Source organism: Undibacterium sp. Ren11W, from assembly GCF_049340485.1.
In the GTDB taxonomy this organism is placed as follows: Bacteria; Pseudomonadota; Gammaproteobacteria; order Burkholderiales; family Burkholderiaceae_D; genus Undibacterium.
This window is the reverse complement of sequence record NZ_JBMPPB010000001.1, coordinates 577,365-602,971: the sequence shown is the minus strand read 5'-3', so window position 1 is coordinate 602,971 and position 25,607 is coordinate 577,365. Positions and strand designations below refer to the sequence as shown.

21 protein-coding genes and 2 tRNA genes are annotated in these 25,607 nt (G+C 49.9%); all 23 read right to left on the bottom strand.

The window, feature by feature from the left end; all coding sequences use genetic code 11:
* Positions 1 to 68 precede the first annotated feature (68 nt).
* Positions 69 to 488, bottom strand: a complete 420-nt coding sequence (locus ACO0K8_RS02780; protein WP_422945090.1) for a VOC family protein — start codon at positions 486 to 488, stop codon at positions 69 to 71.
* A 248-nt stretch (positions 489 to 736) separates the two neighbouring features.
* Positions 737 to 1,897, bottom strand: coding sequence for an NnrS family protein (locus ACO0K8_RS02775; protein ID WP_422945089.1), 1,161 nt, complete (start codon positions 1,895 to 1,897; stop codon positions 737 to 739).
* A 17-nt stretch (positions 1,898 to 1,914) separates the two neighbouring features.
* Positions 1,915 to 2,298 carry a putative zinc-binding protein gene (locus ACO0K8_RS02770; protein ID WP_422945088.1) on the bottom strand — a complete coding sequence of 128 codons (384 nt, stop codon included), beginning with the start codon at positions 2,296 to 2,298 and terminating at the stop codon, positions 1,915 to 1,917.
* Positions 2,299 to 2,311: 13 nt separating this feature from the next.
* Positions 2,312 to 2,761: a ubiquinone anaerobic biosynthesis accessory factor UbiT gene (gene ubiT, locus ACO0K8_RS02765; protein WP_422945087.1), complete on the bottom strand. Its 450-nt coding sequence runs from the start codon at positions 2,759 to 2,761 to the stop codon at positions 2,312 to 2,314.
* A 45-nt stretch (positions 2,762 to 2,806) separates the two neighbouring features.
* The gene (locus ACO0K8_RS02760; protein ID WP_422945086.1) at positions 2,807 to 3,718 is read right to left on the bottom strand and encodes a U32 family peptidase; all 912 of its coding nucleotides are present in this window, start codon (positions 3,716 to 3,718) and stop codon (positions 2,807 to 2,809) included.
* Between the two features lie 2 nt (positions 3,719 to 3,720).
* Positions 3,721 to 4,725: a ubiquinone anaerobic biosynthesis protein UbiU gene (gene ubiU, locus ACO0K8_RS02755; protein ID WP_422945085.1), complete on the bottom strand. Its 1,005-nt coding sequence runs from the start codon at positions 4,723 to 4,725 to the stop codon at positions 3,721 to 3,723.
* 11 nt (positions 4,726 to 4,736) lie between these two features.
* On the bottom strand, positions 4,737 to 5,483 hold the full coding sequence (locus ACO0K8_RS02750; protein ID WP_422945084.1) for a Crp/Fnr family transcriptional regulator: 747 nt from the start codon (positions 5,481 to 5,483) through the stop codon (positions 4,737 to 4,739).
* Between the two features lie 125 nt (positions 5,484 to 5,608).
* A complete protein-coding gene (locus tag ACO0K8_RS02745) occupies positions 5,609 to 6,253 on the bottom strand; it encodes a response regulator (protein ID WP_422945083.1) in 645 nt (214 codons plus the stop codon).
* 176 nt (positions 6,254 to 6,429) lie between these two features.
* A complete protein-coding gene (locus ACO0K8_RS02740; RefSeq protein ID WP_422945082.1) occupies positions 6,430 to 8,352 on the bottom strand; it encodes a type IV pili methyl-accepting chemotaxis transducer N-terminal domain-containing protein in 1,923 nt (640 codons plus the stop codon).
* A gap of 91 nt (positions 8,353 to 8,443) precedes the next feature.
* The gene (locus tag ACO0K8_RS02735; protein ID WP_422945081.1) at positions 8,444 to 9,154 is read right to left on the bottom strand and encodes a carbonic anhydrase; all 711 of its coding nucleotides are present in this window, start codon (positions 9,152 to 9,154) and stop codon (positions 8,444 to 8,446) included.
* A gap of 1 nt (position 9,155) precedes the next feature.
* The gene (gene moaA, locus ACO0K8_RS02730; RefSeq protein WP_422945080.1) at positions 9,156 to 10,169 is read right to left on the bottom strand and encodes a GTP 3',8-cyclase MoaA; all 1,014 of its coding nucleotides are present in this window, start codon (positions 10,167 to 10,169) and stop codon (positions 9,156 to 9,158) included.
* A gap of 237 nt (positions 10,170 to 10,406) precedes the next feature.
* Positions 10,407 to 11,702 (bottom strand): hypothetical protein, encoded by a 1,296-nt coding sequence (locus ACO0K8_RS02725; RefSeq protein ID WP_422945079.1) that lies wholly within the window; start codon positions 11,700 to 11,702, stop codon positions 10,407 to 10,409.
* A gap of 76 nt (positions 11,703 to 11,778) precedes the next feature.
* Positions 11,779 to 12,225, bottom strand: a complete 447-nt coding sequence (locus ACO0K8_RS02720; RefSeq protein ID WP_422945078.1) for a hemerythrin domain-containing protein — start codon at positions 12,223 to 12,225, stop codon at positions 11,779 to 11,781.
* Positions 12,226 to 12,316: 91 nt separating this feature from the next.
* On the bottom strand, positions 12,317 to 13,063 hold the full coding sequence (locus tag ACO0K8_RS02715; protein WP_422945077.1) for a peptidylprolyl isomerase: 747 nt from the start codon (positions 13,061 to 13,063) through the stop codon (positions 12,317 to 12,319).
* A gap of 16 nt (positions 13,064 to 13,079) precedes the next feature.
* Entirely contained in the window at positions 13,080 to 13,763 is a 684-nt protein-coding gene (gene narI / locus ACO0K8_RS02710; RefSeq protein WP_422945076.1) for a respiratory nitrate reductase subunit gamma, read from the bottom strand.
* 12 nt (positions 13,764 to 13,775) lie between these two features.
* Positions 13,776 to 14,450: a nitrate reductase molybdenum cofactor assembly chaperone gene (narJ, locus tag ACO0K8_RS02705; protein WP_422945075.1), complete on the bottom strand. Its 675-nt coding sequence runs from the start codon at positions 14,448 to 14,450 to the stop codon at positions 13,776 to 13,778.
* Positions 14,451 to 14,637: 187 nt separating this feature from the next.
* Complete coding sequence (gene narH / locus ACO0K8_RS02700; protein ID WP_422945074.1) at positions 14,638 to 16,191, bottom strand: nitrate reductase subunit beta; 1,554 nt, start codon at positions 16,189 to 16,191, stop codon at positions 14,638 to 14,640.
* A complete protein-coding gene (locus ACO0K8_RS02695; RefSeq protein ID WP_422945073.1) occupies positions 16,188 to 19,940 on the bottom strand; it encodes a nitrate reductase subunit alpha in 3,753 nt (1,250 codons plus the stop codon). Before ACO0K8_RS02695 ends, narH begins: the two co-directional genes overlap by 4 nt.
* A 304-nt stretch (positions 19,941 to 20,244) precedes the next feature.
* Positions 20,245 to 21,627 (bottom strand): NarK family nitrate/nitrite MFS transporter, encoded by a 1,383-nt coding sequence (locus ACO0K8_RS02690; RefSeq protein ID WP_422945072.1) that lies wholly within the window; start codon positions 21,625 to 21,627, stop codon positions 20,245 to 20,247.
* Between the two features lie 34 nt (positions 21,628 to 21,661).
* A complete protein-coding gene (locus ACO0K8_RS02685; RefSeq protein WP_422945071.1) occupies positions 21,662 to 22,906 on the bottom strand; it encodes an MFS transporter in 1,245 nt (414 codons plus the stop codon).
* Between the two features lie 271 nt (positions 22,907 to 23,177).
* A tRNA-Arg gene (locus ACO0K8_RS02680) sits at positions 23,178 to 23,254 on the bottom strand.
* Positions 23,255 to 23,320: 66 nt separating this feature from the next.
* Positions 23,321 to 25,198, bottom strand: a complete 1,878-nt coding sequence (locus ACO0K8_RS02675; RefSeq protein ID WP_422945070.1) for a potassium transporter Kup — start codon at positions 25,196 to 25,198, stop codon at positions 23,321 to 23,323.
* A gap of 286 nt (positions 25,199 to 25,484) precedes the next feature.
* A tRNA-Ser gene (locus tag ACO0K8_RS02670) sits at positions 25,485 to 25,578 on the bottom strand.
* Positions 25,579 to 25,607 lie beyond the last annotated feature (29 nt).

The window sequence follows — 25,607 nt, the reverse complement described above, 5'->3', positions numbered from 1 at the left end:
TCGTATAGAAAAACGGCTGGATCTTAAGCAGAGCCAGCCGAATGAATAGAGACGATAGATGTAAGTAATCAGGCCGGTGCCGCTTCGCAATTGACCATCCATGGCGTGCCAAACTGGTCGGTCAACATCCCAAAGCGGGCCGCCCAGAAAGTTTGCTGCAAGGGCATTTGTATGGCCGCGTTAGGTGATAAGGCGGAAAATATTTTTTCTGCTTCCGCTATGTCTTTGACATTGAGTGAAAGCGCAAAACCTTTCATCCCCGGGTAGGGTTGATCCGGTCCGCCGCCATCCGAGCCCATTAGAATTTTCCCGTCCAGACTCATGCTGACATGCATGATTTTCTCACCCCAGCTGGCTCCACATTGAGCAGCCATAGGAGAATCTGCATATCGATGTAAAAAGTCGATTTTTCCACCCAAATTTTTTTCATAAAACAGGAAAGCCGCTTCGCAGTTACCGTTAAAAGTCAGATAGGGATTGAGTTGCATATAGTTCACCTCAGTATGGTTTATTGATGGGCTAAACACTTGTCTGGCGTCCGCATAGGACAGCCAATTGATGATAGCACTGACTTATTAAAAAACCAATGAAGCCTCAACAAGAAATAGATCGAGCGTTTAGCTAGCGCATTTAATTAACGCTCTGCCGCCCGATCTAGGATACGTACAGGCGCCGGGCTGCCAAGAATGAAGGCGGAGATACCGAAATAGGTGAAAACATGAAAAAAATCGAGACCTTAGCCCGATTGTCCATCAACCCGTGCTTTCAGATAGATAGGCAGTATCATGGCGACCCAACAGCCGATTAAGATTAACCATAAACTTGCCGAAACGCTGATCAGCTTCGGCATAGCAAATACGCTGGCTCCTACGCGCAAAATTGCAGCCAGATGCAAGCATAGATAGATGGTCCAGATCCCATTTCCGGCCAGCAAAGGTCGGCCACTATGGCCATAGCTGACCCGTGTAACAAACGCGACCAGCATGGTCGCCATAAAACCCAGACCAAGCGCATGCATGGACGCTGAGCCCAGCGGATAACCAAAGGCACTCGCCGCATGCAGAGCAAAAAACACACTAAGCCAGGCGAAAGACATATGCAACATGGCCAGTAAGCGATTTTGTAGACTTGCCAGCAAGCCCCAGCGCCAGGAAGTATAAGCGAAACTTATTGCCAACAGACTCGCGACAGTCGCCTCTAGCAATTGCCACGAAAACACACCCGCCACAGCAAGCAGTAAGCATCCAACTAACCACAGCCACAGCAAGGGGTAAGGCCGCCAAACTAGATAAGGTTTGATCACGCTAGCGCTAAAAAATGGCAGCATGCGATGGCACACAGTCAAAAATATGGGCAATAAAAAGCAGAAAAATGCCAATTGCCGCGCTAGCATCCACGCTTGCATCACACCCAGAGTCCAGGCCAAGGCCGCCGCCAAGGCAAGCTCTCCACCCATCATCGCGCCCATTAAAACTGTCGGGTGCTGTTTTTCAGCAATCGTACTTTCCGCGAGCAGCTTGGCCCAACGCCAGGTGGCACTAGTCCATGCACACAGCATCAGGCCAAAACCGAGACTTTCTAGCGCTGGTGCCAGCGCTGCGCCAATCACTACCAGCACGATCCCGGAGAAATAGCTCACTCCGGTGGCAAGAAAATGTTTATCTGAAGAGTTTACTGCGAGCCAGCGCGGCCCTGCAGTAAAAGTAAAGCCAAGAATAAACAAAGGGAAAATCCCCAGTGGCATTAAAATCGCATGCAGAGGAATAGAATTGGCCGCTTGCAGGAGGTTCAAATTGGCAGCAGTGAGGCTGAACCACCACCAGCCAAATAGGAAAAGTACCGCCACGGCACCTAGAAAAAAATACAGTCGGTGCGGCGCTAAGGCTAGGCGTTTCATGTTGGCGTCTTTCTCTATTATTTGCCGCTTGAGCTTAACATGTCGTCAAGCTCAACTTGTACTAGTTGCCAAATTTTTGCTTCTTCGTCTTCACTGGCATCTGTATGAAAGCGTTTCTTTGCACCTTCCCGATTCAGCACCAGATGGCGATCTGCGATCACTCCAACATTTTTCAGACAGGCAGCAACACAGGCTAAGGCGCAACCATCCAGCGCTAATATAGGGCGGCCCGATTGTGCCAGCGTCACCAGTGAAGGCACGCCACCGCCGACCCCGCTGATACAAGACATTTCGGCTTTGCCTTCCCGATCCAGACGCAAGCCGCAGGTATTGGCCAATTGCGCCACACTAGAACAGCCAGAACAGGCATATACCAGCGCTAAAGGTGCATCCTTCTTCATCGTCGCCGACCTTCTAATTGGCTAATTTGCTGGCTAAATTATTTAGCCATGCTGGCCGTTCACTGGCGTCCAGCCAGTATTTCACAGCGACACCGAGTTCGGTGTCGCCCTCTATCTTGAGCTTACGGCGAAAAAACAAGGTGTCGGCATCTTCCATACCCGAGGCCAATTGAAAGAAATCTACCGCTAATGCGGATAAGCGTACATCGGCTGGAGCAGCAGAACTTTGCGATGACATCTGGGGCTTAAATTTACCCTGATCGCAAACAAAACGCAGTTGCAGTCCCAGATCTTCTATCGTAATCAAAAAACTCTTGCCGTACAGCGTTTCGGGCGCTACCAGCCATTCTCGACGACGTGCCAACTCCAGCATTGCCAGCAAGGGAAGACTGGCTAATGGCGAAGGAAGGTGTTTACCTATCTGGCTAAACGCTAATGGAAAACGGAAATCAGAAAATTGCATAATTTATCCTCAGCTAGCCGATGCTAGTATTATTTTTTAAAGGCATCACGCTGCTTGCCACTGCATACCAGGTGCACCAAACCAATAGCCGTTGCTGCGTTCGGCAGCGGCTGGCAAGGCAGCATCCGGCACTTTGGCCACAGTCTGCGCGCTACGTGCTGCATCAAAGGCAGCCACCACTTGCGCCATATTCTGAGACTGCGGCTGCAGGCGCAGCACTTGCACTCCCATGTTCAGCAGTTCTGGCAATTGTTCGCCCAAATCGACGCAACTGGCGCTTTGGGTTTGGATACCATTCAGGTTAAGGAAAATTTTACCGTCACGGGTTGCTAGAGGCAAACCGTCGGGATGGGCATCGCAACGGAACTCGCAGCTATCTTTACGCAAGCGATGATGGCGCGCCGTGAAGCAACGCGCCGAGAAGGCTAAGGCCATCCGCCCCCAGACTTGCACCTCAGTTTCGATACTGGCCGACTTCTCTTTCTGGATTGCCGCCAGATCTATCCCGGCCATCTCCAGCGGCGGCGAGAATCGACTGGCACCCAATCCAGCCAACCAGGCCAGCGTATCGTTGTGATAGATATTTAAATGTGGCCCTGCGATAAAATTTTGCTTGAGTTGATGCAAGACTCGAACCGCACTAAAGTCATTCGCCTCGACGGCAATCCCCTCCTCAGCCGCCCGCGCTACCAGCCTATGCATGGCGCGCCGGTCGGGCTCATTTTCGATCAAGGTCTGGGTCGACATTATTACCGTCTTACCCGCCTCGCGTATTTCTTTGGCCAGCGCGAACCAGTCTTCAAACTTGAGTAAATGACGGCGCGAACAAACTACTTCGCCGAGATACACAATATCGAGTGGCCAGTCCATTGCGTCGGCATAAAAAGCGAGCGTGCTCTCTTTCGACCAAAAATAGGAGAGCGGTGCCAGGGAGATTTTTTGCTGAGTCATCATCATTATTATTTCCAGGGACGTTCAAACGCCCCTTGCGTCACCTGTGAACCCTCGGCATGCTTGGCCAAGGCGCTTTGCCATTCCGGTCGTGGCGAATAGCGTTCAGGATCTTTAATTGCGGCATCCAATGCCATCCTGAGCGTCCCGACTACCTGCGACACATAGCTAGGGCTGCGCTGCCGCCCTTCTATTTTGATGGCCGAGACACCCATGCTCAGCAATTTTGTCAATAGCCCTATGGCGTTCAAACTAGTCGGCTCTTCCAGCGCGTAGTCCAACTCACCTTCGACCTCAAAGCGCCCCTTACAGAGGGTAGGATAAGCGGCCGATTCACCCGGCGCGTAGGTATCGATCAGCGTACCGCTCAATCTGGCATGCAAAGTCTGATTTTTTTCTTTCCAGCTAATCGCATGGGCGGGCGAGCAAACGCCCTTATTATTCGGCGAATCGCCGGTCACATAGCTAGAGAGCAGGCAACGCCCTTCTGCCATCACGCACAGACTACCGAAGCCAAAGACTTCGATCTCTACCGTGGTGTTTTTAATGATTTTCTCTATTTCGCCCAAGGTCAATACGCGCGGCAACACGGCACGCTTGATACCGAACTGTTCGCGCATCAGCTCGATCGCGTCTATCGTACTGGCCGAGCTTTGCACTGACAGATGCAGACGTAAATCAGGATGTTTATTGCAGGCGTAGGCCATTAAACCTGGATCGGCCAAAATCACCGCATCGGCTCCCATCGCGACTGCGGTGTCGATCGCGGAGCGCCATTCCTGCACGGCACGCGCTTGCGGATAGGTATTGATAGCGAATAAGACTTCACGTCCGCGGGCGTGGGCATAGTCCACGCCAAGCCGGATATCGTTTTCACCGAAATTAAGTCCACCAAAATTACGGGCATTAGTGGCATTGCGTAAGCCGAGATAAACGGCGTTAGCTCCTTTATCTATAGCCGCTTTGAGAGCGACAAGACTACCGGCAGGAGCGACCAAATCTATGGTTTTCATAGACCATGATGCTATATAAAGTGCCTCGCTGTTGCATTGTTCTTCATCAAGTTTTCAGGTGTATGGCGGAAATTAAGTGCATCTCCGTGCTGGTACACTTTCAACGACTCAGGACAGGTGATCCGAATATGTGAGCCGCTAACCTGAATCAGATCATCCTCCACCAATTGATGCAGCACCCGCGACAAGGTCTCTGGCGACAAATTGAGTAGCGATGCCACTAAATTTTTCTTTAGCTCAAGCCGTATATTCGCCGTTCCCTGTATGCCTGACACCTGCAATAAGTAATCGATCACGCGTTGTTTGGCATTTTGTAGGGAATGACGCTCAACATCGCGCATGAATCCCAGCAAGCGGCTAGACAGACCCGCCATCATTTGCTTTGCGATCAGAGGAGACTGTTCGAGTAAGCGAAACAGTGCGTTTTTTGGCAAGCGCAATAACAGCGTTGGCTCCAAAGCTTCGGCATAAAATGGATAAGGCTCATCTAAAAACAGCATAGCCTCACCAAAACTCTGGCCAGGTCGTATCAGTTCAAGGACTTTGTCATTTCCATGTGAAGAAGGGATTCCCAGTTTCACCAAGCCATATACCACGATATAGGAACCATCCGCGATATCGCCCTTCTGAAACAGAGTAAGGCCCTTATCGAGCTCCACCTTGACTACTTCTTTTTGCAAAGCTTCGAGCTCAAATGGAGAAATATGTCGAAACAATGCTTGATTACTGAGCAATCCTTGCAAATTAATCTTATTCATTTCCAGCCCCCCCCTTTAAATTGATTAAGGTCAAGTTTAGGTGAGCTAAATGGCTGCGACTATACGTCGATAGAACTAGATAGGGACTGCAAAGGAACCAGAATCAATTACCAACTTTAGCGGAGTTACTTATCAAGACCTCGTTCAACGGCATACACCGCAATTTGCACACGACTACTTAAATTGAGTTTTTTCAAAATATTCTGCACATGAATTTTCACCGTGCTCTCGGCGACATTGAGATTACGGGCGATCTCTTTATTACTCTCTCCGCGCGCCACGCAGACCATGGTCTCACGCTCTCTCGGCGTTAATTTTTCTTTTTCAGCCACTACGGGGGTGTTCATGCCGGATCGAAATTGCATGACTAGCTTAGCTGTCATTGCGTCAGCAATCACTGCTTCACCTGCTGCGGCACGTTTGATAGACTGCGTCAGATAATCCGCCTCTATATTTTTCAATAGATAGCCGCGCGCGCCGTTTTTTAGCGCGGTACTCAAATCCTCAGCTTCTTCCGACACCGTCAGCATCAACACTGCCACCTCAGGCATATCTTCCACAATCAATTGCATCGCTTCCAAGCCCGATAGCCCCGCCATATTTAGGTCCATCAAAACCACATCCGGTCGCAATTGTTTGGCGCGCTTTACGCCCTCCAAACCATCTGATGCCTCGCCAACAATCTCGAACTCCGGATTACGTTGCAGCAATAATTTAATCCCACTACGAAAAAGTGTGTGATCATCGACTAATAGAATTTTAATTGTCATGCATATCCTCGATTATTTTTTTAATGTTAGGACTTACGCAAAATTGTTCCAGCGAGGCGTACCGCCGAACACGGTATTAAGTATGGCAAGTCGGAGACCAGGACGCGGGGGCGTTTTTGCGTAAATCCTGAATGTTTTAAACTAAACTAAACTAAACTAAACTAAACTAAACTAAGCTAAGCGACTAGACGCTCTTGCCTTAGCAGGTGCAGAGAAATTGTGGTGCCCTGCCCTACCACGCTGTGTATTTCAAATTGTGCGGAAAGCCGTTCGGCACGTTCACGCATGATGTGCAGGCCGACATGGGCGTCACCTTTCTGCTGTGCGGTTTCCGAAGTAAATCCTTGACCATCATCGCTGATGATCAGCTTAAAGTCTCGTTCATTTTCTATTTTGACTTTAACCTCACTAGCCTGTGCATGCTTACGCACATTCGATAAGGCCTCTTGCAGAATAAATAGTATCTGCAACTGCTGCTCGGGAGCGACTGGTGCGCCGCTACCAAAAAACTCTATGACGCCATGCACCCCCGTCTGACGCTGAAATTTACTCAATACATTGCGCATTTCCGACTCTAAATTAGAGTCCTGCAGCCGGGTTCTAAAATTCAAAAGCAATTCGCGCACATCTTCATAACTTTCTTCCACACCTGCTCTTAATAAGGGCGCGATATCGGATACTTCCTGCAGATCATTGCGGCTCAAAGAGTCTTCCAGCATCTGTACTTGTAGGTTTAAAAAATTGAGCCCCTGCGCAATACTGTCGTGCAAACCCTGTGCCAGCAAATTACGTTCTTGCGATACGGCAAACTCTTTTTCTTTGGCGATTAGTCGCTGATTTTCTATCGCCACACCCAGGTTTTTACCTAGGATTTCTAGCAAACGACGCTCTTCGCTGGTGATCACGCGTTCGTGGGTAAAATGCAGAGAGAAACTACCTATCACCTGTTCTCTTGCGAGTATCTGAAATACTGCGATTGAGAAAAAACCTTCTTCCTCACAACGATAACGTTTTTGCGTATCGATCTTACGAAAATCTCTGACCAGGATGATCCCTTGGCTGACGGCGGCACCACATAAACAATCGGAGGTCTTGATGCAATGCTCTTCCTCCACCATTTTTTCAGAAATACCTTCGTGTACAGTAATATGCAAATTATCACTATGATTATCAAGAATACGCACAGTGCCACCTTCAGCCTTAATACGCTGCATGATCCTGTGCAGAAACCCGCGACATAATTCTTCGATTGCGTGTGGACCCGCCAGGAAAGCGGCGACTTCATACAAAGTGCTCATCTCATAATTTTGTTCCTGTAGCTTGGCGGTTTTTTGCAGTACCCGTATCTCCAGGGTACGGTGTACGGTTTGCACGCGGTCAGCCATCTGATTAAATGCTTGTGCCAAGACACCAAATTCATCCTCGGTCTCTATCGGTAAGCGCACACTGAGATCATCTTTCGTCATGCGAGCAATCCCGCTTTGCATCCGTGTCACCGGCCCGACTATCCACAGATAGAGCAGATACAGCAAGGCGACGCTCGCTGCCAGTGACATAAAAATCAGCATGGTTTGGCACAAACGTAACCAAGTTGTTTTTTCTGAGAGCTCAACTTCTACGAGTGTTACTAGTGTATTGATGCGATCGACAAAACTCGGCAAAGCATCGGCGTATTCTTTAATCGCTTGTTGCTTGTTGTACTCTTGGGTTTCTTGTTTGGCGCGACTCGCATAAACTTGCATACGCTGCTGCCAATCAGCTTGTACCAAACGCATTTGTTCACGGATGGCTGCCGTGGCTGGCAAAAACAATGGCCGCTTGGGATCTCCCATCTGTAAATCGAGCAAAGTACTATTAAATTGCGCTAATTCTTCGTCAGCGGTGGTGCTACTCACATGCTCGAGTACCATTGCCAGGCGATAGGAGCGTACCCGCAAGCTGCCAGCCTCATTAATCGCGGCGGCACCACCCTCAAGTTGCCAAGACAACAGCAAGGTATAACCGATTGCCATCAAGGTCAGTGCCAGGCCGATCAGGGTGGTGAGTAAAATTCGGAAAGTAAGTCGTTTACCTATAGGCAAACTCTGCGCTGCGTCCATGTGTCGACTTCATAAGTAAGAGTTAAGCATTAAAAATTAAGCTCAGTGTAGACGCTTTTCAAGCGCGACAACACAGTATCGGTCAAACTAACTAGATCGTCACTTCAGCGTAACTTGTCGCGGTGAGATTTCCGCTATGGACCTCATTGACGATACCTAAAGGACAAACCATAGGAAGAAAACTATCGGTGCGATCTGAATAGGCCAATAGCGCACCATTACTCATATCGAAATACCAGCCATGCAGCGCGATTTCGCCTCTAGCCTCGCGTTCAGCGACCCAGGGGAAGCTACGCAAATTATTCAGTGACATGATAATCGCGCCTAGTTCACAGGCGCGGTTTTGTTCTTCCAACGAACAATGACTCAATTGTTGCAAGACCTGCTGTTTGACCGGTTCTACAATTTTCATCCAGCGCCCGATAAAATCGAGTTTGCGGCTGGGTTTATAGCCCTGCATCAAGGCCCGGATACCGCCGCATTTTTCGTGGCCCATGACGATGACACGCTTGACATTGAGCGCCTCGACCGCAAATTGCACCGCCGCGCTAACGCCCTGTTGATGGCCAGCCTCATTGCAAGGCGGCACCAGATTGGCGACATTACGGATCACAAATATATCGCCTGGATCGCAATCGAGCAATAATGCCGGATCGACGCGTGAGTCACAGCAGCCTATCAATAAAGTGGTCGGTTTCTGGCCGTTATTGAGTTTTTCATAAAGATGCTTTTCGCCAGAAAAATATTTACTTTGAAACCGTTGAAAACCCTCTATGAAATGGGAAATATTGTGGATAGTCACATCAACCTCCGGTTTGTGCCATGAAACGGATGATTTTATACGGATTATCGTTAAATTCATGCCGCTCCGGCTTTAATTCTATCGCGGCACGTATCGCCGACTCCAATTCGGCATCGCTAATGCCTGCCCTCAGCAAGGGCCGCAATTCAAATTTTTCCTCCTGGCCCAGACACATGTACAGAGTACCGTCAACCGACAGACGCACTCGGTTACAGGTAGCGCAAAAATGTTGACTGATAGGAGAGATGAAACCGATAGTACCCTTGCCGTCTTGGGTACTCCAATACCGCGCCGGGCCACCGCCCAATTCGGCCGCTGCAGGTTTCAGATTAAATTGCCTGACCAATTGCTCGCGTATCGGTCCCACATCCAGATACTGACTATTGCGCCCGGTCTCGCCCATAGGCATAGCCTCTATCAGCCTGAGTATAAAACCTTCTTCAAAACAATATTGCGCCATACGCAGGACCTCGTGATCATTAACGCCACGCATCACCACCATATTGAGTTTAATCGGATCGAAACCGGCCTGCTTGCCCGCTTGCAACCCCGCCATGATGCTGACCAAGCTATCGCGCCCGGTAATCTTTTCCATGCAGGCTTTATCCAAGCTATCGAGACTGACATTAATACGACTTACGCCTGCAGAGCGCAAAGCAACTGCATGTTTATGTAACTGGGTGGCATTGGTAGAGAGTGAAATATCTTTTAAGCCTGGCAAGTCGGACAAACTACTTACCAGCTTAGGCAAATGACGGCGCAACAAGGGCTCACCGCCCGTCATGCGCAAGCGCGATACGCCCATACGCGCAAATGCCGCGACCACCCGCTCTATCTCATCAAAACGCAACCAATTCTCTGGCTCTTCAAACCCGGAAAAACCCTTCGGCAAGCAATAACTACAACGCAAGTCACAGCGATCGGTCACCGATAGCCGCAAATAGCTGACTCGGCGACCAAATCTATCGATCAGCGCAGGAGAAAGACGGGAAGTTGGGGGGCAAGAAGTTTCCATGACTTCATTGTGCTAGCGAAAGTCTGAATTGACCATTCGCCGCCAAGCTATTTCTACCTAGTTCGTTTGGGGGATGCGGCTTACTCTGATTTTATTTAAGCACCCCACCACCGCGCATATTCTATGCGGGTTTGCAGCCTATCTGCCTTGAAAGCCGCATGGAATATGCGCCCTGGCATGGCGCTTAAATTTATTCTGAGGCTGATCGGTGCTGGCTTTTCGATTGGCCTGAGCACGCTACTTTTTAACCTTGTTAGCCATCAGAACCGGTAGTAGCTCGCGCCGATACGAAAACAGGCATAGCATTAACAGTGCGCCCATCATGCCCTGTGAAAGCGCGAAGGCCAGTCCGGCAGCAAGCACCAGCACGCTTGGCATCACAGGCAGTAACAGCAATAACAAGAAAGCGAGCAAGAGCACACGTGCTTGCCATTTCAGGCGCTGCGGTGGCAATACGGCCTGCATGGTCGGCACCCGCCGCCCCATAGGTATTTGCCGACGTAAGTGCATAAACACCAGAAACGGGATGATCTTACCCAGCATGGCATTGACTGGCAGCACCGCGCCCCCGACCAAGGCCAGCACCCCTATCCACCACGGTAAACTGGCAGTTAATCTCGATGGCAGTTGGGCTTCAAACAAGAGAGAACTGGCAGTCAAAAATGCTGCAAAAAACCAGCTAAGGGTGCACACCAGCCAGAGTATCCAAGCCGGATCGAAACTTCGCTTGGCACGCCACACAGCTCGCATCGCAAGCAGCGCGAAAGCCATCACCAACAGGCAAGCGAGTAAGATAGATGACTCGCGCAGCATAGCAATAGGCATCGCCAGCAATGGCAAGCAAAGTAGTCCCGGCAGACTGCGCTGCCACCAGAGGCTAGGCTTGGGGGTTTGCCAGAACATAGGGACAACGGTAAAGGCGATGCCTATGACTAATGTGGCTATCCATCCTACGACGCCCCATGCCACGTGCAAATCCAGCCAATACAACACATCAATTGACCACCGCCCGGCCAGAGCACCCGCCAGGCCTATTCCCAAACTCACCACGATAGTCAATGGCACGCAAATCCATGCCAAAGTTCGGGTAGTCGCGTCTAGTACTGTGACGCGCCAAGCGGTACTTGCCAAAGCTAGCACGACAGCGCCGTACAACAAGGCTGCCAGGCCTGCGGCAACCATGAAGCCGCGCGTATCGCCCATTAGAAAACCGAAACAGAGTGCACCCGCAATCAAAGCCGAGCCGATTGCGACAAAGGGAGAAATATACGCTGCCGCGTTAACGGTCTGGCCACCGACCACCGCCATGAGCTGAAATAAGGCACCTATCATGATCGGTGCCAGCATGCCCAATACTAAACAGTGAGTGAGGGCCAGCGTCAGAGGCGCGAAGCGATCTGGCAAACCGTTCGCGGGCAGGAACGCGAGCAAGAGACCGGCCACCATCCCCAACCAGGGCGCTGGCAACAGACAACCAAAAATTGTCGCTGGCGACGGTGCTAATTCGTAGTTGAGGATTTTTACAGTGGCCAAAATCGCCTTGATTCTGAAGTTAGCTATCTTTAACGTCTATTTTAGTGTCTGGTTTTGCGTCTGCTTTTACGTCCGCTTATGAACAAGAGCCACAGCAAGTACTGCCAAAGTCAAGCGCCGCATCAAGATTAAGAATGCTACCGCCGCACATAGGATAAAGCACGTTCTCTTCCTTCACATTGTGTTGCTGTATCAAGACGTTTAGGGTATCGATCACGGCTAATGCCTGTTGCGCTTGATTTGCCTCTATTGCGGCATAGGCTTCGTCACGCAGACTACGGATTTCGGCGTGCTCGCCACGCATCACAACTGTGGGGCCACTCGTCATCCCTGTAGCTTTTTCAAAAGCAGGGAAAAGCTTGTTTTCTTCCAGCGCAAAGTGGCTGTCCAAAAATTCGCTAAACAGACGGAAGTTGCGTCCTGCAGAAGCCAGATCGCCTTTATGCAAAGCGGCTTCGCAGCGGTTCAGTTGATCATCGCATTCGTTGTGCTGCGTTACCAATTTCATCATTGCCTGAGACATTTTTTTACCTTCTATTTTTTCTGTAGGCTGCGCCATGTGCACCATCAGAATTTGAAAATTGGAGATAGGTGCGCATGGCGCACCCTACTTACTACTGCACGAGCGGACTATCCGCACCGGGTAGATCGATGCCGGAAATCTTCGCGCGCCCCACCAGCAATTGCAGATACTGGCGTACCGCATGGTCATGGCTGGCCATGCGCATCGCATCGGCGATCTTGCTCTCGACTTCTTCAAAGGGACGCAAGCGCCCTTCTACCTTGCGACCGACTTGTATGATATGTAGGCCAAAGCGTGTCTCGACCAGACGTGGAATAATGCTGCCTGCTTCGGCGACGAACAAGGCTTGCTCGAATTCAGGCACCGTAGCACCGCGCCCCACTTGCCCCAGGCTGCCGCCGACTTCGCTGGAAGGACAATTTGAATTGGCCTTGGCGCATGCGGCAAACAAGCAAGGCTCTTGCAGCAAATCAGCCAATACTATCGAGGCGTGTTTGCGCAGCGCTTCCAGATCGACGCCATTGGTTACCTGAAACAAGATATGACTGGCCTCAGCCAACTCACCAACCGTAAAGCGTGCTGGATGAGTTTGATATTGACGCAGACATTCTTCACGACCCGGCATCGGCACCTTAACTTCCTGGCGCAACAAGGCTTCGATCAACTCTTCATCCTTATCCGCCTGCAGTTGCAACTGGCGCGCTTCATCGAGCAGCACCCGGCGCAATACCAATGCCGTCATGGCACTTTGCACGGCATCCGCTGCGTCCTGATGGTTCGGTAATTCTTGCTCCATCTCGGCGTCGTTCAGTTCATATCCATTGACGATCACTGACATGATGTTCTCCTAAAAATTAACGGGGGCGGACCAACTGCCAAGCGCGGCTGATATAGCCTACCGAAGCAAAACCGCTCCAGACATGCACCAGACGCGTGAATGGAAAAATTACGAAAAGAGATAAGCCCATGAACAGGTGCAGCTTGAACAACAAAGGTGCAGCGACGATGAATTCAGCGGCATCGCCACGGAAAGTCACAATATGCTGGGCCCAAGTCATCAGCAAGACCATCATGTGACCGTCAGTGTGATTGGCAGATTCGAAAATCGTCGAGAGACCCAGACCCAGGGTAACAAAGATCCAGAGCAGCAAGACCTTGTCGCCAGTTTTAGTCACGGCAGCGATACGTGGATTAGTCAGGCGACGGTGCAGCAAAATCAGCAGGCCAAGCATACACAAGGTACCGAAAACGCCCCCCATTACCATGGCGATCATCTGCTTGAAGGTATGAGAAACGCCTATCGTATCCCAGACGATAACTGGTGTCAGCAAGCCGACTAAGTGCCCGAAGAACAGACCAAGTATGCCAACATGAAACAGGATATTCCCGAGCCGCAGATTGCCTTCATGCAGCATCTGCGAAGAGTCACTCTTCCATGTGTATTGCTCACGCTCGAAACGCGCCAGGCTGCCGAACAGGAAGATCGCCAGTGCGATGTAGGGATAAATCCCGTAGATAAATTGATGCAGATAGCTCATGATCGTATCTCCTTATTGAGCGGCTGCACTAGTGCTGGAGTGCGGCTGCCGTGGGTAAAAATTGACTGGTTTGGACGAGGAAGAACAGCCCGACATATTCGGTTTCAGCAAGGGCTCAACTCCATCGGCACCAGGGCCGAAGGTTTCCATCGCATCATCCATATCACGCACCGGCGGCTCGCCCTGCTCCTGTGGCACCACATCGGTCAGAGTCGTCAGAAGCATGAAGATACCGTTGTACGGGCTGTCGTTGCGTTTGAGACGCATGCCGATCGCCGCTAATACATGGATCGCTTCGCCTAACAGTTTCTCCGAAGTTTCCTGATCCATCAGGCTCAAAAATTCCAAAAACAGCGGCACAAAATCAGGCAACTCACTGGCTTCGGGTTCAAAGCCGTGACGGCGATACTCGTCGATGAGATCCACCATGGCCTGACCACGATCACGGCTTTCGCCATGGATGTGTTCAAACAAATGTAAGGACAAAGAATGCGTGCGATCGAACGTGCCTACATAATTTTCTTGCAGCGCGATCAGATTGCTGGTCTTGAGATAGCTTAGCAAAGGTTGCAGCGGCTGCAGAAATTCTGGATCAGCGGCAAGCGCTTGCTCAATCTCAGGGATGGCCGCAATCAGGTCCGGCTGCGGGTAGCTGAGTAGTGCTGATAAGATGCGATAAATTTGCATGATATTTCCTTTTGTTACAACTTCAGATTTCTCTGCGGTGAAAACTCTGTTTCCAAGGGTCGACTAGAAATTCAATTCTCGGGATGCAGAGCAAGGCGCAAACCGGAGCAATACGTCGGTATTGCGAGGATCGCATTTGCCACATCGACGCAGCTATGCGCCCGACAATTGGATTTATAGATGCGCCCTAATCGATGGTCGACATCTTCTTCCTCGACTTCGGCATATCGACAAAAATCACACTGCCCTGTGGCTTCCTGCCGAACAACGATCCATCCGAAGTGCCGCCCGAACAGCCATTGCCAAAGGTAAAGCCGCAGCTGCCTTTTTCGTTGAAACTGTCTTCCACCATTTCTTTATGCGAAGACGGGATCACAAAACGGTCTTCGTAATTGGCAATCGCCAAAGTCTGGTACATGTCTTCTACCTGGGCCGCGCTCAAGCCTACTTGTTGCAATACCTCGTGATCCAGCTGACCATGTACAACTTCAGAACGTTTATAGGCACGCATCGCCAACATTCTTTCCAGCGCCTTCATGATCGGCTCTTCTTTACCGGCAGTCAGCAAATTTGCCAGATAACGCATAGGTATCCGCAAGGATTTGACGTCAGGAATTATCCCGTTCATGCCCATGTGGCCAGCTTCTGCCGCTTTCTGGATCGGCGACAGTGGCGGCACATACCAGACCATAGGCAAGGTACGGTATTCAGGATGCAGAGGGAAAGCGATCTTCCATTCGACTGCCATCTTGTACACCGGCGACTTCTGAGCCGAAGTAATCCAGCTATCAGGAATACCATGCTTGCGTGCTTCTGCAATCACGGCGGGGTCGTGCGGATCGAGGAAACAATCGAGTTGCGCCTCGTACAGATCTTGCTCGTTCGGTACTGAAGCTGCCGACTCTATCTTGTCTGCGTCATACAGCAAGACACCTAGATAACGGATACGACCTACACAAGTTTCCGAACACACAGTCGGCTGACCGGCTTCGATACGCGGGTAGCAAAACGTGCACTTCTCGGCCTTGCCTGAACTCCAGTTGTAGTAAATCTTTTTATACGGACAACCGGAGATGCACATACGCCAGCCGCGGCACTTATCCTGATCCACCAAAACGATACCGTCGTCTTCGCGTTTGTAGATAGAGCCGGATGGGCAAGATGCGACGCAGGCCGGATTCAGGCAGTGTTCGCACAAACGAGGTAAGTACATCATGAAGGTGGATTCAAAAGTCGAATACATCTCTTTTTGTACGCCTTCAAACAATTGATCACGGCTGCGCGAACTAAATTCGCCACCCAAATCGTCTTCCCAGTTCGGGCCCCAGACGATCTTGTCCATCTTTTTACCGGTGATGACGGACACTGGCCTTGCGGTCGGTGGTGTCTGCATCAAGGGTGCATTTTGCAGATGTTCGTAATCAAAAGTAAATGGCTCGTAGTAATCATCGATCGAAGGCAGGTTCGGATTGGCAAACAAGTTGCTCAAGATGCGCAGCTTGCCGCCTTGTTTTGGTTCCAGCTTGCCGGCTTCATTCCTGTGCCAGCCGCCCTTCCATTTCTTTTGGTTTTCCCATTCTTTGGGGTAGCCGATACCTGGCTTGGTCTCTACGTTATTGAACCAGGCGTACTCGACACCATCACGGCTGGTCCAGACGTTTTTGCAAGTCACGGAACAGGTGTGACAACCTATGCATTTGTCCAGGTTAAGCACCATGCCTACTTGTGCGCGAATTCTCATGATGCTGCTCCTTCTGCCTTTTTGTCATGTTCTACTTCATCTAATGGACCATCCAACCAGTCCACTTTTTTCATCTTACGCAGAACAATAAATTCATCGCGGTTACTGCCTACCGTACCGTAGTAGTTAAAGCCGTAAGCCTGCTGCGCATAACCACCTATCATGTGCGTCGGTTTGAGTACCGCACGGGTCACAGAATTATGGATACCGCCGCGCTTGCCGGACAACTCCGCACCAGGTGTATTGATGATCTTTTCCTGGGCGTGGTACATCAGGCACATACCTTTTGGCACACGTTGGCTCACTACCACGCGGGCTGTCAAAGTGCCGTTACTGTTAAACACTTCTACCCAATCGTTATCGACCAGACCGGCTTCTTTCGCTTCGATCTCAGAGATCCAGACGTGCGGACCGCCACGGCTTAAAGTGAGCATGCGAAGGTTGTCAGAGTAAGTGGAATGGATGCCCCATTTCTGATGCGGCGTAATAAAGTTAAGAACAATCTCTTTCTCACCATTCGGCGACTTGCCCAGCATCGGCGCCACTGTTTTGGTGTCGATCGCTGGCTTGTAAACACACAGACCTTCACCAAAATCGAGCATCCAGCGGTGATCCTGATAAAACTGCTGACGACCGGTCAGCGTGCGCCAAGGGATGTATTCATGCACATTGGTGTAACCAGCGCTATAACTGACTTCTTCCGATTCCAGTCCTGACCAGGTCGGTGCCGAAATAATCTTGCGCGGCTGTGCCTGCACATCGCGGAAACGGATCTTGTCATGCTCGCGCCCAACCGCCAGATGAGTATGGTCACGCCCGGTAATCTTGCCTAGCGCTTCCCATGCCTTGACTGATACGTGTCCATTGGTTTCCGGTGCAAAAGTCAAAATCATCTCGCAGCCATCAATCGCCGTTTCCAGACGTGGACGGCCTTTGCTGACGCCCTCTTCCGTTACCAGCTTGGTGATGCCGCCTATTTCTTTGACTTCGTGCTCGGTGTTCCAGTTAATCCCTTTGCCGCCATTACCCAATTTATCGAGCAAAGGTCCGATCGAGGTGAATTTCTTGTAAATATCGTTGTAGTTACGTTCCACCACGATCATGTTAGGCGCTGTCTTACCTGGGATCAGATCGCATTCACCTTTTTTCCAGTCTTTCGGTTCAAATGCTTGACCGAGTTCGCCCGGGGTATCGTGCATCAGAGGTTGCAGCACGATGTCCTTGCGGGTGCCCAGATATTCGCCACCGATTTCAGTAAACTTTTTGGCGATACCTTTGTAGATTTCCCAGTCCGTTCTGCTTTCCCATAGCGGTTGCACTGCCTCGCTTAATGGATGGATGAAAGGATGCATGTCTGAAGTATTCAGATCATCTTTTTCATACCAGGTCGCGGTCGGCAAGACGATATCGCCATACAGGCAAGTGGTGCTCATACGGAAATCGAGTACCACCAATAAATCAAGTTTACCCTCGGCAGCCACCGGGCGGAACTTCACTTCCGTTGGTTTGACCGCGTCATCCGGATCATCGAACAAGGCATTCTGGGTGCCGAGTAAATATTTCAAAAAGTATTCATGACCCTTGCCTGAACTACCCAGGATATTCGAGCGCCAGACAAACATATTGCGCGGGAAATTTTTAGGATTATCTGGATCGTCGCAGCTCATATTCACGGTGCCAGATTTCAAGCCCGTCTTCAGATATTCAACCGGATCAACACCTGCTTTAGCCGCAGCATCGCAGATATCCAAAGGATTAGTTTCCAATTGCGGAGCCGATGGCAACCAACCCAGGCGCTCGGACTTGGCATTCATATCGATCATGCTCATATGACTGATCTTGGATTTGTCTGCAGTTGGTGCCAGAATTTCATCCATCGCCAATTTCTCATGACGCCATTGACTAGTATGCGCATAGAAGAAACTAGTGCCGTTCATCTGACGTGCCGGACGTACCCAGTCACTGGCAAAAGCTAAAGGTGCCCAGCCGAATTGCGGACGTAGTTTTTCCTGTCCGACATAATGGGCCCAGCCGCCGCCGGATTTACCGACGCAGCCACACATCATCAGCATATTGATGATGCCGCGATAGATCATGTCGTTGTGGTACCAGTGGTTCAAGGCAGCACCGACGATCACCATGCTCTTACCTTCGGTATCGTGGGCATTTTGCGCGAACTCACGCGCCACCTGTATCACCAGATCACGTTTGACGCTGGTGTGTTTTTCCTGCCAGGCTGGAGTGTAAGGAATATCGTCATTATATGAGTGAGCGACAGCGCCACCCAAACCCTGATCGACACCATAGTTAGCCATAGACAAGTCATACACAGTCGCCACCAAAGCGACGCTGCCGTCGCCTAAGGTAATGCGTTTGGCAGGCAAATTACGCAGCAGCATATCGTTGGCATCATTGCCGCCGAAGTAACTGAAACCGACACTAACGATCTCATCATGTTTGCCGATTAAACTTAGCTGAGGGTCGATCGCACGGCCAGAGCCACCGTCTTTGGCTTCCAGATTCCAGCGGCCGACTTTGGCAGCGTCATCAAACTTGCCTTCGCCCCAGCGGTAACCGATAGAACCATTCGGCGAGACGATTTTGCCCGTCGTTTCATCAATCGCGAGGGTCTTCCAGTCGCCATTATTCGCTTCATCCAGACCGCCCGGCATTTGCGATGCACGCAGCATTTGATCCGGCACATAGCAGCCGTTGCGCTCAACCAGACGCACCAACATAGGCATGTCGGTATATTGTTTAACATAGCTGCAGAAATACGGAGACTTGTTCTCTAAGTGGAATTCTTTCAGGATCACATGGCCCATCGCCATCGCCAGTGCGGCGTCGGTTCCTTGTTTTGGCGCCATCCAGATATCGCCAAACTTGACCATCTCGCCGAAATCGCTCGATACTGCAACCGTCTTGGTACCCTTATAACGCACTTCCGTATAGAAGTGGGCATCCGGAGTACGGGTTTGCGGTACGTTCGAACCCCATACCATCAGGTAAGTCGAGTTATACCAATCAGCCGATTCAGGTACATCGGTCTGTTCGCCCCAAACTTGCGGGCTGGCTGGTGGCAAATCGCAGTACCAGTCATAGAAAGACAAAGGTACGCCACCGATCAAACTCAGGTAACGCGAACCCGCCGCATACGAGACCATAGACATCGCCGGGATAGGCGAAAAACCGACCACCCGATCCGGGCCGAATTTTTTAATCGTAAAAGCATTCGAGGCTGCGATCATTTCCTGCGCGGTATCCCAGTCAGCCCGTACGAATCCACCCAGACCACGGACCGATTTATAACGTTTGGCTTTCTCGGGATTCTGGCTGATCGATTCCCAAGCGTCGATAGGACCCATAGTCTTGCGTGCTTCTTGCCACATTTCCATCAAGCGACCGCGAATCATCGGATACTTGACGCGCTGGGCCGAATACACATACCAGCTGTACGATGCGCCACGCGGACAACCGCGTGGTTCGTGATTCGGCAGATCGGGACGGGTGCGCGGGTAATCGGTTTGCTGAGTTTCCCAGGTAATCAAACCATTCTTGACATACACCTTCCACGAGCAAGAGCCTGTGCAATTCACGCCATGGGTAGAACGCACTATCTTGTCATGCTGCCAGCGCGAACGGTAGGCGTTCTCCCATTGACGGTCTTCGTTAACTACTGCACCGTGACCGTCGGAATAGGTAGCCTTCACCTTCGACATGAACTTCAATCTATCCAGAAAATGACTCATCGCAAACTCCATTTCAATAGGGCACGCTGCCCACATCATTCATTACTTACTTGCTGAGAGTGTAGGCACTTCGCTCGCCGCCGCCCATTCCTCGGTGCGCTAGAACCCGCCATGCATTGGCACTAGGGACACTAGTCCTTTAGAACTAGACAGTTTTTAGCCCCCCCCGCCAACGCGCATCGCATTTACGTAAGCCCGATGCGGGTTGGCAGCCTGCCTGGCCTGAAAGGCGCATGGAATATGCGCGCTGGCGGCATGCATAAAAAAACCTCCTTGCGGAGGTTGTTGGGTCTGCTTGGGATACTTAGCAGGGCAACTCGGCACCTTTACGCGAGTAATACCACCAGGTGATAGCCATGCAACTGACATAAAAACCGATAAAGATGAACAAGGCCATGTCCGGCGCGCCAGTCATCTTGATCGAGGTACCAAAACTTTGCGGAATAAAGAAACCGCCGTAAGCGCCGATAGCGCCGGAAAAACCTAAGACCGCAGCCGATTCTTTAGCCGCATCCAGACGTGCCTGCTTGATTGCCGGCTCGCCTTTACCAAACACTGCGCGCTCTCTCTCGGTCTGAAAAATGATAGGGATCATGCAGAAGGTAGAGCCGTTACCGAGCCCAGTCAGGATGAACATACCGATAAACGATCCTAAAAACATCATGAACTGATGATCGTGTAAGGCCGGCAAAATACCTATCAAGATGGTCGCTACCATCGCCGCAAACACCCAGAACGTCAAACGCGCACCGCCTAGCTTATCCGACAAGATACCGCCGATAGGACGCGCCAGGGCACCGGCCAAAGGACCAAGAAAAGCAAATCTGGTGACATCAACTTCAGGGAACTGCGCCTTGATCAGCATCGCAAAGCCAGCAGAAAAACCAATAAAAGAGCCAAAAGTTCCGAGATACAACCAGCACATCAACCAATTGTGTTTGCGTTTGAAAATCACAGCCTGATCGGCAAAAGAAGCCTTGGCCGAAGCGATATCATTCATGCCGAACCAGGCGGCCAGCGTCGCTGCAACGATGAAAGGCACCCAGATAAAGCCGGCATTCGCTAGCCAAAACATTTTGTCAACGCCAGTTTTGGCGTTATGAAACAGAAAACCATCGCCAGAAATCGCCACGCCGAACATGGCGGAAGAAATCGCCAGCGGTGCCACAAACTGCACCACCGACACACCCAGATTACCGATACCGGCGTTCATACCGGTGGCGTAACCCTTGCGTGATTTTGGGAAGAAAAAACTGATATTCGACATGCTTGAACTAAAATTACCCCCACCCAGGCCGCACAACAAGGCTAGGATCAATAAAGTCGAATAACTAGTCCTTGGATCTTGCAACGCAAACCCCATACCGATGGCGGGAATCAATAAACTAGCGGTAGAAATTGCGGTCCATTTACGACCACCAAAAATAGGGATCAGGAAAGAATAAAAAATACGCAAGGTGGCGCCAGACAAGGCCGGCAATGCAGTCAGAAAAAATAACTGATCCTTGCTAAATTTAAATCCGGCCTTATCCAGATTGGCCGCCACCACACTCCATAACATCCATACCGAAAATGCCAACATCAGAGCGGGAATTGAAATCCATAAATTTCGATTCGCGATGGCACTACCTTCTTTGCTCCAGAACTCGGTATTTTCCGGCTCCCATTTCGTCAATACATGACTCATTTCAATACTCCTTTTAGAATTTTATGTGGGCCAATTAAGCCGCTGCCAGTGATTTCGTTTGCGCCATCGCTTCATTCTTAAACTGGAAGTGCATCCATACTAAAGAGACACAAACGCTGCCATACAAGAGCATGAAGCAAGAGCTGCGCACACCGGTAATGTCCACCATCGCGCCAAACATAATAGGCAAGACAAAACCACCCAAACCACCCGCTAAACCAACCACGCCCGAAACTGCACCAATGTTGTGGCTATAGTCGTCAGAGATGAATTTAAATACCGATGCCTTACCAACCGCCATCGCGATGCCGACCACAAACAGCAAGGAGGTAAACACCACGGGAGTAAGACTGATATGAAAATTTTGCAGGCCGTTCACTGTCTTAATCGTGAAATCAGTTTGCGGATACGACAATAAGAAGAAGGCAATCCAACAGACCCACATGACCCACCACGTCACCTTGTAAGCACCATACTTATCAGCTAACCAACCACCGAAAGCGCGCAACACACCACCAGGCAGCGAGAAGCAGGCAGCCAACAATGCAGCACTCTTAATATCGAAACCGTATTCAGTAACGTAATACTTCACCATCCACAAACTGAGACCAACATAACCGCCAAATACCACAGAGTAATATTGGCAATAGCGCCAAACTTTCGGATCTTTCAGCATTTTCAGTTGCGCCATAAAACTGATATTCGATTTCACGTTATGCACTGGATCGGTGGACGAAAACAGCCAAAAGATCAAAGCGGCGGAGAGCATCATGACCGCATAGACTTTCGGTACCAGAGTCCAGCCAGCCGCCGCAATCAATACCGGCGCGATGAATTTATTCACAGCGGCACCAGAGTTACCCGCACCGAAAATCCCCATCGCCAGGCCTTGCCTATCTTTTTTAAACCAGCGAGCAACATACGGCGTACCGACAGAAAAAGAACCGCCTGCCAGTCCTACGAATAGGCCCAGAACCAGGAAATGCCAGTATTCGGTGGCGTAACTAATCAAATACATAGGAATGACGGTCGACAGCATCAGTAGAAATAAAACGATACGGCCGCCGAACCTATCTGTCCAAATCCCTAATGGCACCCGTATCAGGGAACCAGTCAGCACCGGCATTGCAGTGAGTAAGCCGAACTGGGTTTCGTTCAGATGTAAGGCTGCTTTAATAGGGATGCCTATCACGCCAAACATCATCCAGATGGTAAAACAGACGGTGAACGCCAAGGTACTGGACGCCAGTACCGAATAGGCCTTGCTTTGACTTGCCATGATCAACTCCTTTTGCTTTTATCAGTACTGACAGGATAAGGAGAGCTGGACTAGATAGAAATTCCCCGTAAGGACTGCATGGCTACGGCAAAAGGATGGGGAGATTAGCCGAAAGAACTAGGGACGAAAATGAAACGACCGGCAAACCATGCAAATGCTGGGCCGATGAGAAGAAAGATGGCGAAGAATGCGGCAAGACTAAATACAAGCCGATATTTTGGTCACACACAAAAGAAAAAAGGGACTAGATTTTCATCTAGTCCCTATATTCTGGTGCGGCTGGCAGGAATCGAACCCACGACCCCTTGGTTCGTAGCCAAGTACTCTATCCAGCTGAGCTACAGCCGCGAAAAACAAAATTATAGCACAGCTATTCAGGTTTTATAAGCCTTAATCGCGACTTTTACTCAATTTTCAAATCTCAACTTGCGCACCGACCTCGATCACGCGATTACTTGGAATTTGATAGTAATCCGCCGCATCGCGTGCATTGCGTGACATCGCCACGAATAAACCCTCACGCCATCTGGCCATGCCACTACCTGGTGTAGAGATGATAGTTTGGCGAGAAATGAAATACGAGGTCTCCATAGGCTCAAACAGCAAACCATGCGGCTCACACAGCGCCAATACATTAGGAATATCAGGTTCATTTTTAAAACCATAAGAAACATCGATCTGATAACAGGAATTACCCAAATCAGTGACCTTAATACGTTCAGAAAATGGTACCCAAGGTATCTCTTTATTATGCAAAGTCAAGAAAACAACGCGCTCATGCAGAACTTTATTATGAGATAAATTATGGAGTAAAGCGTGTGGAACACCATCCGCCTCGCCGCGTAAAAATACTGCGGTGCCAGCTACGCGCACTGGCGCTGAAACAAATAAAGACTGCAAAAACTCCTCAAGCGGGATAGCGTGTTTTTTCAAGTTGTCAAAAACCAACTCTCGCCCTCGTCTCCAGGTGACCATGACTGTGAACATGATAATTCCGAGCACAACCGGAAACCAGCCGCCATGGAAAAATTTTAAAGCATTCGCCGAGAAAAACGCGAGGTCGATCACAAGGAAAAAACCGGTCGCAACAAAACAAAGTAGAGGGTTGTATTTCCAGCCATAACGAATCACAAAGAATGTCAACAAAGAGGTCACGAGCATTGTGCCCGTCACTGCAATACCGTAGGCGGAGGCGAGATTAGACGAAGAACCAAATCCCACCACGGCACCAACAACAACTACTAATTGCAACCAATTCACTACTGGAATATAAATTTGGCCAATTTCATTAGACGATGTGTGGATAATCTTCATTCTTGGTAAAAAGCCTAAAGAAATAGCCTGTTTGGTCATGGAGAATGTTCCGGATATTGTCGCCTGAGAGGCGATGACCGTCGCAATGGTAGAAAGAATTACCAACGGATAAACACTCCACGCACCTAGTTGTTGATAAAACGGATTACTGACAGCTGCAGGATTACCTATGAGCAAAGCACCCTGCCCAAGGTAGTTGAGCCCCAAAGCCGGAAACACGATCATAAACCACGCCATACGTATAGGTCTGCGCCCAAAATGTCCCATATCGGCATATAAAGCCTCGGCTCCAGTAAACGCCAATACAACAGCACCCAAAGCCAAAAATGCCAACCAGCGATATTCCATTAAGAAATGAAATGCGTGCCAAGGATTTAATGCACCGAGAATTGCAGGCAATTTGAAGATGTTATATAACCCCATCGCTGCCAGCAAAAAAAACCATATCAGCATAATTGGGCCAAACCATTTGCCAATGCTGGCAGAGCCTTTGCTCTGAACTGCATACAATGCGATTAGTACAAACAAAGTGATAGGAACGACGTAAGGAGTAAATGCCGGAGTTGCCAATTCCAATCCTTCAATGGCGGACAAGACCGAAATTGCAGGGGTAATGACGCCATCCCCGTAAAAAAGTGCCGCTCCAAATAGCCCCAACACAAACAAGGAAAAATGCCATCGAGAAGTCCTACCCACGGATTCAAGTGCCATCGCAGTCAGCGCCATAATACCGCCCTCGCCGCGATTATCGGCCCTTAAAATCAATGTGACGTACTTAATCGCAACTATGACGAATAGACCCCATAGTATTAAAGAAACAATGCCAAATATATTCGCTTCATTTAGCGGAAGACCATGCTCTTTTGAAAAAACTTCTTTCATTGTGTAGAGAGGACTTGTACCGATATCGCCATAAACGATACCGACAGCAGCAACGGTGAGTGCAGCGAGGCTGCTTTTTGTGTGTTGTGTAGACAAGTGAACACCTTATTGACATTGGTGCATTGCACAATAGGCGATTAAGAAGTTATTTTCAAGGAACAGATTCAAAATACCTAAGAATATGCTCAAGTACAACATCCATCGAGTTTTAGGTAATTTCCGCTTGCCAGTTGTGACAAAAAAAGACTAATCAGAAATCACTTTGCATTTTATTTCATTCCTTGCGCTACCCCTAATAATGCAACACGCAAATTTAAAATTTTCAGCTACAAATAGTCTAGCGGAAAAGAAAATGCCCGCTTGCGCGGGCATAAATCTTTACTGGAGGAGATGGTGAGATTCGAACTCACGATTCGGGGTTAAGCCCAAATGCTTCCTTAGCAGGGAAGTGCCTTCGGCCACTCGGCCACATCTCCACACTATTGCAACCAATCGTTCTTGGCAA